General features: G+C 66.7%; 12 protein-coding genes. 6 read left to right on the top strand and 6 right to left on the bottom strand.

The features are described from left to right. Nucleotides 1–170: 170 nt before the first annotated feature. The gene (locus tag EJA05_RS03530) at nucleotides 171–1412 is read left to right on the top strand and encodes a TIGR03862 family flavoprotein (protein ID WP_125861239.1); all 1242 of its coding nucleotides are present in this window, start codon (nucleotides 171–173) and stop codon (nucleotides 1410–1412) included. Nucleotides 1413–1520: 108 nt separating this feature from the next. Here EJA05_RS03530 and EJA05_RS03520 read toward each other — a convergent pair whose 3' ends face one another. Both EJA05_RS03520 and yedA read right to left on the bottom strand, forming a co-directional pair. Beyond that, entirely contained in the window at nucleotides 1521–2852 is a 1332-nt protein-coding gene (locus EJA05_RS03520) for a DEAD/DEAH box helicase (protein WP_125462502.1), read from the bottom strand. Nucleotides 2853–3034: 182 nt separating this feature from the next. Further along, on the bottom strand, nucleotides 3035–3931 hold the full coding sequence (gene yedA, locus EJA05_RS03515; RefSeq protein ID WP_125857328.1) for a drug/metabolite exporter YedA: 897 nt from the start codon (nucleotides 3929–3931) through the stop codon (nucleotides 3035–3037). A gap of 154 nt (nucleotides 3932–4085) precedes the next feature. Here yedA and EJA05_RS03510 point away from each other — a divergent pair, with 154 nt between their 5' ends. Further along, nucleotides 4086–4544 carry an Lrp/AsnC family transcriptional regulator gene (locus tag EJA05_RS03510; protein WP_125857327.1) on the top strand — a complete coding sequence of 153 codons (459 nt, stop codon included), beginning with the start codon at nucleotides 4086–4088 and terminating at the stop codon, nucleotides 4542–4544. Between the two features lie 132 nt (nucleotides 4545–4676). Here the strand turns inward: EJA05_RS03510 and EJA05_RS03505 are convergent, their stop codons facing one another. Both EJA05_RS03505 and EJA05_RS03500 read right to left on the bottom strand, forming a co-directional pair. Further along, on the bottom strand, nucleotides 4677–5156 hold the full coding sequence (locus EJA05_RS03505; protein ID WP_125857326.1) for an NYN domain-containing protein: 480 nt from the start codon (nucleotides 5154–5156) through the stop codon (nucleotides 4677–4679). Nucleotides 5157–5313: 157 nt separating this feature from the next. Then, a complete protein-coding gene (locus tag EJA05_RS03500; protein ID WP_125462498.1) occupies nucleotides 5314–6057 on the bottom strand; it encodes a DUF2076 domain-containing protein in 744 nt (247 codons plus the stop codon). Nucleotides 6058–6213: 156 nt separating this feature from the next. Between EJA05_RS03500 and EJA05_RS03495 the strand changes: the two genes are divergently transcribed. Both EJA05_RS03495 and EJA05_RS03490 read left to right on the top strand, forming a co-directional pair. Next, entirely contained in the window at nucleotides 6214–6870 is a 657-nt protein-coding gene (locus EJA05_RS03495) for a YciC family protein (protein WP_125857325.1), read from the top strand. A 149-nt stretch (nucleotides 6871–7019) separates the two neighbouring features. After that, entirely contained in the window at nucleotides 7020–7511 is a 492-nt protein-coding gene (locus EJA05_RS03490; protein ID WP_125857324.1) for a hypothetical protein, read from the top strand. 51 nt (nucleotides 7512–7562) lie between these two features. Here the strand turns inward: EJA05_RS03490 and hrpB are convergent, their stop codons facing one another. Continuing rightward, nucleotides 7563–10091, bottom strand: coding sequence for an ATP-dependent helicase HrpB (gene hrpB / locus EJA05_RS03485; RefSeq protein ID WP_125857323.1), 2529 nt, complete (start codon nucleotides 10089–10091; stop codon nucleotides 7563–7565). 122 nt (nucleotides 10092–10213) lie between these two features. Between hrpB and EJA05_RS03480 the strand changes: the two genes are divergently transcribed. Beyond that, on the top strand, nucleotides 10214–10633 hold the full coding sequence (locus EJA05_RS03480) for a polyribonucleotide nucleotidyltransferase (protein WP_125462495.1): 420 nt from the start codon (nucleotides 10214–10216) through the stop codon (nucleotides 10631–10633). A gap of 25 nt (nucleotides 10634–10658) precedes the next feature. Beyond that, a complete protein-coding gene (locus tag EJA05_RS03475; protein WP_125857322.1) occupies nucleotides 10659–11528 on the top strand; it encodes a cation diffusion facilitator family transporter in 870 nt (289 codons plus the stop codon). Nucleotides 11529–11675: 147 nt separating this feature from the next. Here the strand turns inward: EJA05_RS03475 and EJA05_RS03470 are convergent, their stop codons facing one another. Continuing rightward, complete coding sequence (locus tag EJA05_RS03470) at nucleotides 11676–12482, bottom strand: DUF6515 family protein (protein WP_125857321.1); 807 nt, start codon at nucleotides 12480–12482, stop codon at nucleotides 11676–11678. Between the last annotated feature and the right edge of the window lie 53 nt (nucleotides 12483–12535).

Genomic DNA, 12535 nt, shown 5'->3' with positions numbered 1-12535 from the left:
CGCCATGGTTGTTCACAATGACTGTGGAACCGGCTGTGGATAACCTGCGGGAAAGCACCTCCAGCCCTTTGTCTGCCTGGCCTGCAAGATACTGATCATTTTTTGAACAGTACTTGCAGATGCCTGGCTGGGGTAGAATGCGCGCTCTTTTCCACAGCCTGCTGCCGACCATGAACGATCCTCGCCCTGCCTCCCCTCCCCTTGTCGCCGTGATCGGTGGCGGCCCCGCCGGCCTGATGGCCGCCGAGGCACTGGCCCGGCGCGGGGCGGCGGTGCAGGTGTTCGATGCCATGCCTTCGGTGGGCCGCAAGTTCCTGCTGGCCGGGGTTGGCGGCATGAACATCACCCATTCCGAGCCCTACCCCGCCTTCGTCGGGCGCTACGCCGAGCGCCAGGGCGAGCTCGACGGCCTGCTGCGCCACTTCGACGCCGAGGCCCTGCGCCAGTGGATTCACGGGCTGGGCATCGAAACCTTCATCGGCACCTCGGGCCGGGTGTTCCCCCGCGACATGAAGGCCGCGCCACTGCTGCGCGCCTGGCTCAAGCGCCTGCGCGAGGCCGGGGTAGTTATCCACACGCGCCACCGCTGGCTGGGCTGGACGGCCGAAGGTGCCTTGCGGATCGCTTATCCACAGGGGGAATTGCAGCTCCAGGCCGACGCCGTGGTGCTCGCCCTCGGCGGCGGCAGCTGGGCACGCCTGGGTTCGGACGGCGCCTGGGTGCCGCTGCTCGGCGAACGGGCTGTGGATATCTCGCCGCTGCAGGCGAGCAACTGCGGCTTCGAGGTGGCGGGCTGGAGCGAACTGCTGCGAAGCAAGTTCGCCGGCGCGCCGCTGAAGAACATTGCCCTGAGCGTGCCCGGCGCGGTGCCGCGCAAAGGTGAGTTCATCCTCACCGCGCAAGGCGTTGAAGGCAGCCTGGTGTATGCCTGGTCGGCGGCGGTGCGCGAAGCGATCAACCGCGACGGGCGTGGCACCTTGCTGCTCGACCTGCTGCCGGACCGGCCTGTGGACAAGATCGCCCAGGCCCTGGCCAAGCCCCGTGGCTCGCGCTCGATGGCCAAGCACCTGCACAGCCAGTTGGGGATCGAGGGGGTGAAGGCGGCGCTGCTGCGTGAGCTGACCGATCAGGCGGCCTTTGCCGACCCCGAGCGCCTGGCGGCAGCCATCAAGGCGCTGCCAATCACGCTGGTGCGCACGCGGCCGCTGGATGAGGCGATCAGCAGTGCTGGTGGGGTGCGCTTCGAGGCGCTGGATGAGGGGTTGATGCTGCGGGCCATGCCCGGGGTGTTCTGCGCCGGCGAGATGCTGGACTGGGAGGCGCCGACCGGGGGGTATCTGCTGACGGCGTGCTTTGCCAGCGGATTGCGGGCGGGTAAGGCAGCAGCAGACTGGCTGAAACTCCAAAGCTGACCCGCCCCCTGTGGGAGCGGGTTTACCCGCGAACACGGGCGAAGCCCGTGCCATACACAGCGTTGGATTCTTCGCGGGTGAACCCGCTCCCACAGGGCTCGTGCCAGCTTATGGCTTACGCTTGCGCGGCCCACCGTTAAAGCTCGGCACCTTGCGCACCGCCTTGACCGATGGCGCCGCGGCCCCGCCCTCGTCGCTGTCCATCCAACGCCCCAGCCCGCGCTTGGCGCTGTTCTCTTTCGGCTTTTTAGGCTTCTTCGGTTTCTTCACCACCTGGCCACTGGCATCGATCATCGGCACCCGGTGATCAGGGATGAAATCCGGCTCTTCATGGCGTGGCAACTGCTGGCGAATCAAGGTCTCGATCGACGCGAGCATCTGCACTTCGTCAGCGCACACCAGCGAGATCGCCTCACCCTTGTTACCAGCACGGCCGGTGCGCCCGATGCGGTGCACGTAGTCTTCGGCCACGATCGGCAGGTCGAGGTTGACCACCAGCGGCAGGTCGTCGATGTCCAGGCCGCGCGCGGCGACATCGGTGGCCACCAGCACCTGGACCTCACGGGCCTTGAAGCTGTCCAGCGCGCGCTGGCGGGTGGCCTGCGGGCGATCGCCGTGGATGCCATCGGCGTTGACGCCTTCGGCGAGCAGGCGCTCGACCAGCTGGTCCACGCCGTTGCGGGTCTTGGCGAACACCAGCACCTGGGACCAGCGCTGCTTGCGCAGCAGGTGACAGAACAGGTCGGCCTTGCGCTTCTTGTCCACCGGCACCAGCCATTGCTTGACGGTGGTGGCGGCGGCGTTGCGCGGGCTGACTTCGATGCTCAGCGGGTCGTTCAACGCAAGGCCGGCGAGCAGGCGGATCTGCTCGGAGAAGGTGGCCGAGAACAGCAGGGTCTGGCGCTTGCGCGGCAGCGCGGCGTACACCGAGCGCAGCTCTTCGGCAAAGCCCAGGTCGAGCATGCGGTCGGCTTCGTCGAGTACCAGGGTCTGCACCTGGCCGAACTTGATCGCGTTCTGGCGGAACAGGTCGAGCAACCGGCCGGGGGTGGCCACCAGCAGGTCGACGCCACGGCGCAGGCGCATCATCTGCGGGTTGATGCTGACCCCGCCGTATACCGCGTAGGTGGACAGCGGCAGGTTCTCGGCATATTCGCGCACGTTGGCGTGGACCTGCTCGGCCAGTTCGCGGGTGGGCACCAGCACCAGCGCGCGGATCGAGTTGCTGGCGACCTTCTCGCCTTCCAGGGCCAGGCGCTGCAGCACCGGCAGGGCAAAGCCTGCGGTCTTGCCGGTGCCGGTCTGGGCGGCGGCCATCAGGTCGCGGCCGGCAAGCACGGCGGGGATGGCCTTGGCCTGGACCGGGGTGGGTGTGCTGTAGTCCAGCGTCTGCAAGGTGCGCAGCAGCGGTTCGATCAGGCCGAGTTGGGCGAAATTCATGGCAATACCGTCAGGGGGTTCAGCGAAGGCGGCAAGTTTAACGCAATGGGCTGTAGGGGGAGTGGGGTTTCGTGGGAGCGGGCATTCGTGGGAGCGGGCTTGCCCCGCGATTGGATGGCACCGGCTACGCCGGTATCGCGGGGCAAGCCCGCTCCCACGGACACGACATCTCGTCGCTGACGTCAGCTCACCGCCGCAGGCGCCTTGCGCCACTGCGGCAGGCCGATCAGCACCACCGCGCCGATGATCACCGCCATCGCCAGGCACTCCTCGGCGCCGATCTGCTCGCCGGCAAAGACGATCCCCAGCAACACCGCCACTGCCGGGTTGACGTAGGCATAGCTGGTGGCCGCCGCCGGGCGCACGTGCTTGAGCAGGTACATGTAGGCGCTGAAGGCTAGGATCGAGCCGAACAGCACTAGGTAGGCCAGCGCGCCCCAACCGGCGGCGGTGGGCATCTGGGTCAGGCGCTCACCGCTCAGAGCGCTGCCGATCAGCAGCGCAGCACCACCAACCAGCATTTCCGCGGCGCTGGCCATGGCGCCCTGGGGCAGCGGCAGTTGCTTGCTCCACACCGAGCCGAAGGCCCAGGCCGCCGCGGCAAACAGGATCAGCGCGGCGCCCATGGGGCTGGCCTGCAGGTTCGAACCCATGTTGAGCATGCCGATGCCCACCAGGCCGAGGGCGATGCCCGCCCATTCCAGGCGCGAATTGCGGTGGCCGAACAGCAGGCCGAACACCAGGGTGAACAGCGGCACGGTCGCCACCGCCAAGGCAGCCACGCCCGAGGCTACCCCGGCGTGCTCGGCCAGGGTCACGCCACCGTTGCCGCAGCTGAGCAGCAAAAAACCGATCGCCCCGGCCGCGCGCCATTGCGCCCAGGTGGGAGCCGGCGCCCCGCGCCAACGCAAAAAGCCATACAGCAGGCTGCCGGCAATCACGAAGCGCACACCCGCCATCATCAGCGGTGGCCAGGACTCCACGCCGATGCGGATGAACAGGTAGGTCGAGCCCCAGACCAGGTACAGGGCAAGAAAGGCGCCGACAAGCAGCAAGGGGAAGCGACGGGAGGCAGTCATGGCAGGGGGCTCGAAATCCGTTTACGGGTGGCTTAGTTTAGAAAGGGCCACGGGCAAACTTAAGTTACAAAACACGTTTAAATCACCGAAACACTTTGCAAAGCATGGTTATGCACAGCCTTGACCATCGATTGCAAAGCCACCAGGAATCGCCATGGACAAATACGACCGCATGCTCCTCGCCGCCCTGCTGGAAGACGGCCGGGCCACTTACGCGCAGCTGGCGCGCCAGGTCAACCTGTCGGCCCCGGCGGTGGCCGAGCGGGTCGCCAAGCTCGAGGCCAGCGGGGTGATCAGTGGCTACACGGCCAAGGTCGACCTGGAAAAGATCGGCCTGCCGATCCAGTGCGTGATGGAGCTGCGCCTGGCCAGCCATGGCAACCAGCAGGCCTATGACGTGCTGGCGAACATCCCTGAATTGACCGAGTGCCACCGGGTCACCGGCGACCCTTGCGTGATCATGCAGGCGGCGGTGGCTTCGATGGGTGAATTGGAGGCGCTGATCAACCGGGTGTCTCAGCTGGGCTTCAGCAAGACCTCGATCATTCTGTCGAGTGCGGTGGAGCGGCGGGTGCCGCTGGGGCATCTGGAGGGCAATGGCAGGAAGGGATGAAATAGCCAATCGCGGGGCAAGCCCGCTCCCACGATTACTATGGGAGCAACTGTTTTGTTCACAATTTAAAAACTTGCCGCGATCAGTGTGGGAGCGGCGGTGCGCCGATGCGACTTGCCCCGCGATTGGCCTTCAACGACGCAGCAGCAGCTTGCCCTCGATCGGCACGTAGCGGCTGGCCGCGCGGATCACCGACAACGCCGTCAGCCCTGACACGCCATAGACCACGGTTTCGACGCCGTGGCGCTGCATCGCCCGCTCCAGCAACAAGTCGAAATCCCCATCACCGGAGGCCAGCACCACCTGATCGACCCGCGCCGCCGCCTCGATCACATCGAGGGTGATGCCCACGTCCCAGTCGCCCTTGGCCGAGCCATCGGCGCGCTGGATGTAGGGTTTGAGGCGCACCTCGAAACCGAGTTTGCGCAGGATCTGCTGGAACTGTTGCTGCTTGCTGTCGCCGCGGTCGATGGCGTAGGCCACTGCTTCGACAATCTCCCCTTCGCGGCTGACCTCGGCCCACAGCGCGGCATAGTTGAAATGGCAGCCGTGGCCCTGGCGAACCGTGTAGTAGAGGTTCTGCACGTCGGCGAACAGGGCGATTCTCTTCACGCGTGGTGACCTCGCTGAATCCGTGAAGGAGGCTGTTGCAGAGCCCTTTCGCGGGCAAGCCCGCTCCCACAGGTTATGCGCGGCCTTCTGTGGGAGCGGGCTTGCCCGCGAAAGGGGCGCAACGCGCCCCCGAGTGCCAGCGAGTATGCCAGAGCCCTCAGACGTAGTCGTCGTCCGAGAAGAAGCCGCCATCATCACTGCCGTAGTCGGTATCGGCAAAACCACCCTGGTCACTGCCCCAGCCACCGTTGTCGGCCACCTGCTGCTGGCCACCCTGGTCGTTCCAGCCGCCTGTGTCGCTGGCCGGCGCGGGTTCTTCCTTGATCACCTCGACCACCTCTTCAGGCTGCGAGTGATGATTGAACAGGCTGCTGATGCCCTGGGCCAGCAGCACGCCGCCGGCCACCCCGGCGGCCGTCTGCATCGCCCCGCCAAGGAAGCTGCTGGCGCCACTGCGTGCCGGCGCAGGCGCCGCGCCGAAGCCCTGCTGTGGTTGAGGAGGGGCGTAGGCTTGCGGGGCAGGCTCGCGCCAGCCACCGGCAGCGGACGGCGGCGGCGCAACCGAGCGCTGTGGTTCTGGGCTGCGGGCACCGGCACCGCCACCAAAGATGCTGGACAGGAAACCACCGCCACCATTACCGGCGCTGGAACGGGTCGCTTCAACCTGGGCACGGGCCTGCTTGAGCTCGGCCTCGAGCTGCTTGTTCTGCTCGTCCAGGCGCTTGATCGCAGCCTCCTGCACCAGGATCGCCTGGGCCATGTAGTACGGCGCCGCTGGCTGCTGGCGCAGATGCTGCTCGATGCACGCCTGGGCCTGGGCATCGCGCGGCTGGGCCGGGTCCTCGGCTTGCTTGAGGCGGCCGAACAGGCCGTCGATCAGGGTTTGTTCTTCAGTGTTCATCAAGCGACCTCATGGGCTGAACTGGACAGCGGACAGGCTCAAAGATGGGGGGCCCGGCCGGGCGATTCAATCGCCCGGGCCATGAAACTTTTTTCAGCAAGCGAGCGGTCTGGGCTAAAGTTACGCCCTGCTTTTTCTGCCATGCGATGTTGACCGATGAATCCGCTGAGCGTTCTGCGCGACTCCCTGTACTTCTTCCGCCGCCACCTGGTGAGCATCCTTCAGTTGTGCCTGCCGTTGGTGGTGCTCGAGGCACTGTGCAGCCAATTGCTCTACCGCGAGCTTGGCGAGCAGGCTTCGCCGGCCTACGGCATGTTGGTCAGCCTGCTGTTCTACCCGCTGTACAGCGCGGCACTGATCCTTTACCTCGACACCCGCAGCAACGGCGACGCGATCGCCAAGCGCAACCTGTTCGCCCGCGCCTTGCAGCTGTGGCCGGCGCTGGCGCTGCTGATCCTGATCAGCTCGCTGCTGATCATGGCGGGCCTGATGCTGTTCATCTTCCCGGGCGTATGGATCATGGTGAACCTGGTGTTCGCCGAATACCTGCTGGTGCTGCGCGGCCTGCCAGTGGTCGAGTCGATGCGCACCAGCGCGCGCATGACCACCGGGCACTTCATGCGCATCATGGTGTGCATGCTGTCGGTGCTGGCGCCGCTGTGGCTGATCGATGGCTTGCTGCTGACGGTATTCCCCGAGCCCCAGCCAGGCGTGCAACTGGCCCTGGATAGCCTCAGCGGCTTCCTGCAGCTGTTCAGCACCGTGGTGCTGTACCGCCTGTTCATGCTGCTGGAGAGCGAAGCGGCGGCCTGAGTTTGGTCCGTGCCTGATCATCAAGCACGAGGAACCACCACACGACCAGGAAACCGCTCAAGCTGCCCCCCTTTGCCCACCTGCTGCCTAATGTGCGTCGCGCCGGCCCGAACTTCGCCTGGCGCAGCGCACATTCAGGAGAACTCAGCTTGAGCATGCCCCAAACCACAAACGCCTGGGCCGATGGCCGTTCCTTCATCGGCCAGATCTACCTACGGCAAGGCCAGCGTTGGTCGCCCATTCACCTGCAAGCCACACGCCACGATTTCAGTTTCGGGGTGGATGTTCGCAGTGATACGGGCTGGCTGCAGACTGGAGGTACCGACCCGGCCGAAGCCTTCCTCTTCCGCTTTCATTCCAAGGGGCCCGAGCGCCTTCACTTCACGCTGTCGCTGGCCAGAGACAGCACACGGCAGCTGGACATCGACAGCAACGGGCGACTCGGCCTCTATCCACGAGCAAGTACGCAACAGTACTGGAAGGTACAACCGCTCGAGTGGCAAAAAGACCGGGTCATGTGCCTGCTCCGGGATCAGCAGGGTCATCAGGTCAAGGCGTTGCCGGGCAATGGTGCAGATGTCGCTGGCCTCACCGTGCAAACCGGCGAGCTGTGCGAGTACCTGATCGTACGTGCCTTGTAAGGATGCTCTCGGGACATCCTTGGCACCCGCCGGTTAGCCTGCCCAGCCTCGTCAGGTGCCTCTGGGCTTGGCCCGCGCCGTGGCCTCGGCCACCAGCGGGTTGTCCGGCCAGTAGTGCTTGGGATAACGCCCTTTCAAATCCTTCTTCACCTCGGCATAGGTGGTGCGCCAGAAGTTGGCCAGGTCCTGGGTGACCTGCACTGGCCGGCGTGCCGGTGACAGCAGGTGCAGCTTGACCTGCAGGCGGCCACCGGCGATGCGTGGGGTGTCGGCCAGGCCGAACAGCTCCTGCAAGCGCACGGCAAGAATCGGTGGCTGTTCGCTGTAGTCCAGGCGGATGTTCGAGCCCGAAGGCACGCTCAGGTGCGCCGGGGCCAGCTCATCCAGGCGCTGGGGCAACGGCCAGGGCAGCAGGTTGCGCAGGATCGACGACAGATCCAGCGCGGCGAAATGGCTCAGGCGTGAGACCTTGCCCAGGTAGGGTTGCAACCAGTCTTCCAGGCTGGCCAGTAGCGCGTCGTCGCACAGGTCGGGCCACTCGCTCTGGCCGTCTTTCTCCAGGTCGAGTCGATGCAGCAGTGCAACCCGAGCCTGCCACTGGCGCAGTTCGGGGGTCCAGGTCAGCAGGTTCAGGCCCTTGCGCCGCACCAGGCCGAGCAAGGCCTTGGCGCGGGCATCATCGGCAAGGCCGGGCAGCGGCTCGCGGCTGAGCACCAGTTCACCGACCTTGCGCTGGCGTTCGGCGCGCAGCACCTGCTCGCGCTCGTCCCAGTCGAGCAGGTCGAGCTGTTCGACCTGCTCGGCAAGCACATCATCGAACAGTGCCCGCTCGAATTCGGCGGCCAGGTAAATGCGCTCCTCGCGCTGGCCCTGGCGGCTGCCGAGGTCGGCGATCACCAGCCAGGGGCATTTCATCAACGCATCGGCTTCGCCGAACAGCGCCGCACGGCCGTTGGCCAGGCGGTATTCGGCGCCGCCTTCGCGACGCTGCTGGGCGACACGGTCGGGGTAGGCCAGCGCCAGCAGGGCACCGAGCCAGCGCGGATGCTCGGGATCCGCCACTGGGCTGCGGGGTTTGCCACGCAATTGCCCACGGTATTGCCGGGCCAGTTGCCGGGCACGTTGCACGCCGCCCTGGCCGCCGCGTGAGGTTCTGCTTTCACCGCTGAGCACGCTCAGCCGCGAATGCAGGTCGGCGCCGCCGCCGCGCAGGATGTCACGCTCGCCCAGCAAGGCCGCGACGTCGCAGGCCAAGTCGGCCAGCCCCAGGTCCTGGCCGCGCAGCAGCAGGTGGGCGATGCGCGGGTGCGCCGGCAACTCGGCCATGGCCTGGCCGTGGGCGCTCAACTGCCCGCGTTGGCCGGGCTTGAAGGCACCGAGCCGTGCCAGCAGGTCCTGGGCCTGGGCGAAGGCGGCAGTGGGCGGTTGGTCGAGCCAGCTCAGTTGTTCGGGCGGTACGCCCCAGCGCGCCAGTTGCAGGGCCAGACCGGCCAGGTCGGCCTGGAGGATCTCGGCGCTGCCATGGGCCGCCAGTTGATCATGCTGCGCCTCGGACCACAGGCGGTAGCACACGCCCGGCTCCAGGCGCCCGGCACGGCCGGCCCGCTGGGTGGCGCTGGCGCGGGAGATGCGCTGGGTGTCGAGGCGGGTCATACCGCTGCCGGGGTCGAAGCGCGGCACCCGTGCAAGGCCTGCATCGATCACCACGCGCACGCCGTCGATGGTCAGGCTGGTCTCGGCGATGTTGGTGGCCAGCACCACCTTGCGCTGGCCTTGGGGCGCCGGTTCGATGGCTGCGCGCTGGGCATTCAGGTCGAGCTCGCCGTGCAGCGGGCAGAGCAGGATGCCGGGGCGCTCGCCCAGGGCCTCCTGCAAGGCCTGGTGCACCCGGCGGATCTCAGCCTGCCCGGGGAGGAACACCAGCAGGCTGCCGCCTTCATCGGCGAGCGCCTGCAGCACACAGTCGACCACCCGCGGTTCGACGAACTCGCCTGGCTGGAAGGGCCGGCTCCAACGAATGTCCACCGGGTGCATACGGCCCTGGCTGCTGACTACCGGGGCGTCATCCAGCAGCCGCGACAGGCGCTCGCCCTCCAGGGTGGCCGACATCAGCAGGATCTTCAGCGGCAGTTCGTCACGCAGCAAGCCGCGGCCATTGAGGCTCAGCGCCAGGGCCAGGTCGGCGTCGAGGCTGCGCTCGTGGAATTCGTCGAAAATCAGCAGCCCCACCCCCTCCAGTGCCGGGTCGCTCTGCAAGCGGCGGGTGAGAATGCCTTCGGTGACCACTTCGATGCGGGTGTTGGGGCCAACCTTGCTGTCCAGGCGGATGCGATAGCCCACCGTTTCCCCGACCTTCTCGCCCAGCTCGCTGGCCAGCCGCTCGGCGGCGGCGCGGGCGGCCAGGCGGCGGGGTTCGAGCATGAGGATGGTCTGCCCGGCCAGCCAGGGTTCGTCGAGCAGGGCCAAGGGCACGCGGGTGGTCTTGCCGGCGCCGGGCGGCGCCTCGAGCACGGCTTCGTCGCGGGCCCCCAGGGCCAGGCGCAGGTCAGGCAGTACGGCATCGATCGGTAATGAAATCATGGTGGTCCTCGAACAATCGCCCGAGTATAACGGCGAACCTGGCCTGCCCTATCATGGTCTTAAGCTTCAGGCGCCGGCCGCTGCCGCGCCCTTTGTCGTGGTTACCTTTACCGGAGATTCACATGCGCATCGCTTCCCGCGTCATCGGTGGCGCCCTTGTCGCCACCCTGCTGACCCAACTGACGGCCTGCGGCACGGTTTTCTTCCCTGACCGTCGCGGGCAGATCGAAGGCAAGATCGACCCGATGATCGCCGCGCTGGATGCCGTCGGCCTGCTGTTCTACATCATCCCCGGCCTGATCGCCTTCGGCATCGACTTCGCCACGGGCGCCATCTACTACCCCGGCGGCTACTCCGCGCAGGTCGACCCGGCCAAGCTCAAGCCCGCCATCAATGCCGACGGCCAGGTCGACAGGATCAAGCTGCAGGCTATTCTCGAAAGCGAACTGGGCCAGCGCCTGCCGCTGAACGACCCACGGCTGATCCAGCAGCGCGGCAGCGTCGAGCAACTGGCGGCCCTCGGCCTGGTACCGGCAGCCTGAAACCCACAAGGACGAACCCCGGCGCATGACCGTGACCAGCGAACACCAACGCCTGCTGCGCCTGGCCACCCGCGCATCCCTGGCGGTGGCCAGCATCCTGGTGCTGAGCAAGGCCGTGGCCTGGTGGCTGAGCGGCTCGGTGAGCCTGCTGGCCGGGCTTACCGACTCGGCGCTGGATGCCGTCGCCTCATTCCTCAACCTGCTCGCGGTGCACTACGCGTTGCGCCCGGCCGACGACGACCACCGTTTTGGCCACGGCAAGGCCGAAGCCCTGGCCGGCATGGCGCAGGCGCTGTTCATCGGGGTCAGTGCGGTATTGATCGGGGTGCAGGCCGTGCAGCGGTTGCAGTCGCCGCAGCCGCTGGGCGATACCGGGGCAGGTATCGCGGTGATGCTGCTGTCGCTGGTGCTGACCTTGGCGCTGCTGGCGTTGCAGCGCAGGGTGATCCGTATCACCGGCTCGACCGCGGTGCGCGCCGATTCACTGCACTACCGCTCCGACCTGCTGCTCAATGGCAGCATCCTGCTGGCCCTGCTGCTGGCGCGCCTGGGCTGGCCACAGCTGGATGCGCTGTTTGGCCTGGGTATCGCCCTGTACATCCTGTGGAGCGCGGTGCAGATCGCCCGCGAGAGCACGGCGATCCTGATGGACCAGGAGCTGCCGGCCGACATCGGCGAGCGCATGCTCGAAGCGGTGCTGGCGATCCCTGGGGTCAAGGGCGCGCACGACCTGCGCACGCGGGTGTCGGGGAGCCACTGGTTCGTGCAACTGCACCTGGAATTGCCGGGTGACCTGCCGCTGCATCAGGCCCATGGGTTGTGCGTGCAGGCCTCCCAGGCGATCCGCGAGCGTTATCCACGGGCAGATGTGATCGTGCATGCAGATCCGGTGTAGGCCTCATCGCTGGCAAGCCAGCTCCCACCTTGACCGCGCTGGTCTAAAGAAATGCATAACCCTGTGGGAGCCGGCTTGCCGGCGATCACCGGCGAAGCCGGTGCCCAAAAACTGCATCGCCGGCAAGCCGGCTCCCACAGTTTGGCATCAGTTGATGCTGTAACCCCGCCCGCTCAAGCAAGCGCCCAATGCCCGTCGATAGCTGTCTGCCACGTTCGGCGGCGGCGCATAGCTGGCGGTTGCCGGGTCAAAACCACTCTGGCTGACGGCCCAGCGATGGCACTGATAACGGTCCTGTTCCTGCTGCTCCGGGCCCTGGCCATACAGCGGATAGGCGATCACATCGTAACCACCTGCCGGTTGCGGCGCTGGCGCCACCGTGGGCGGGTTGACCACCACGTACTCGGCGCTGCTGGCCTGGTACTGGTAATAGGTGTCGGCCACCAGGAAGAACAGTGCTCCGCCCAGCCATACTTCGCGCGCATAGGGCGGCAAGTAACTGACCCTCACCCCGTAAGGCGGCCTGACCACGACATAGCCGCCGCCATGGGGGCGATACCAGTAACCACCGGAGTAGTAGTAATCCTGGCCGCGGTAGGGCACTTGCCAGGAGCGGTCCGGGAAGCGATCGACGGTATGCCCGGGGCGATACTGCGGCCCGGGGCCCCAACCATCGCCATGGCCGTCCGGCCGCCCCGACCAGTCGCCGCCCGGTCGCTGACCGGGGCCACCGGCCTGCCAGTGACGGTTGTCGTCATGCCGGCGCGGGATGTCCTGGTAATACCCTTGGCGTGGCTGCTGGGTCTGGCGCACTTCGTCACGCGAGTTGAGCGGCGAACCACGCCCGCCATTGGGGTCCTGCGGGCCGTCTCCCGGCCCTTGGGCCAAGGCGCCCAGGCTGATACCGATGCCCAGCAAACCAACACCTGCCAACTGCCAGATGCATGACCTCATGTTGTTCCTCTCAGTCAATGACCCCTGCCTGTACTGCAGGCAGTCTAACGCGC

It is taken from the genome of Pseudomonas oryziphila (assembly GCF_003940825.1).
In the GTDB taxonomy this organism is placed as follows: domain Bacteria; phylum Pseudomonadota; class Gammaproteobacteria; order Pseudomonadales; family Pseudomonadaceae; genus Aquipseudomonas; species Aquipseudomonas sichuanensis.
The sequence above is the reverse complement of the archived record's forward strand: the minus strand, read 5'-3'. Positions and strand labels throughout refer to the sequence as shown.

What these genes read in the sequence shown, in the direction of transcription:
- EJA05_RS03530 (WP_125861239.1), top strand. Translation starts at nt 171, where the DNA reads ATGAACGATCCTCGCCCTGCCTCCCCTCCCCTTGTCGCCGTGATCGGT.
- EJA05_RS03510 (WP_125857327.1), top strand. Translation starts at nt 4,086, where the DNA reads ATGGACAAATACGACCGCATGCTCCTCGCCGCCCTGCTGGAAGACGGC.
- EJA05_RS03480 (WP_125462495.1), top strand. Translation starts at nt 10,214, where the DNA reads ATGCGCATCGCTTCCCGCGTCATCGGTGGCGCCCTTGTCGCCACCCTG.
- EJA05_RS03470 (WP_125857321.1), bottom strand. Translation starts at nt 12,482, where the DNA reads ATGAGGTCATGCATCTGGCAGTTGGCAGGTGTTGGTTTGCTGGGCATC.
- hrpB (WP_125857323.1), bottom strand. Translation starts at nt 10,091, where the DNA reads ATGATTTCATTACCGATCGATGCCGTACTGCCTGACCTGCGCCTGGCC.
- EJA05_RS03500 (WP_125462498.1), bottom strand. Translation starts at nt 6,057, where the DNA reads ATGAACACTGAAGAACAAACCCTGATCGACGGCCTGTTCGGCCGCCTC.
- yedA (WP_125857328.1), bottom strand. Translation starts at nt 3,931, where the DNA reads ATGACTGCCTCCCGTCGCTTCCCCTTGCTGCTTGTCGGCGCCTTTCTT.
- EJA05_RS03475 (WP_125857322.1), top strand. Translation starts at nt 10,659, where the DNA reads ATGACCGTGACCAGCGAACACCAACGCCTGCTGCGCCTGGCCACCCGC.
- EJA05_RS03495 (WP_125857325.1), top strand. Translation starts at nt 6,214, where the DNA reads ATGAATCCGCTGAGCGTTCTGCGCGACTCCCTGTACTTCTTCCGCCGC.
- EJA05_RS03520 (WP_125462502.1), bottom strand. Translation starts at nt 2,852, where the DNA reads ATGAATTTCGCCCAACTCGGCCTGATCGAACCGCTGCTGCGCACCTTG.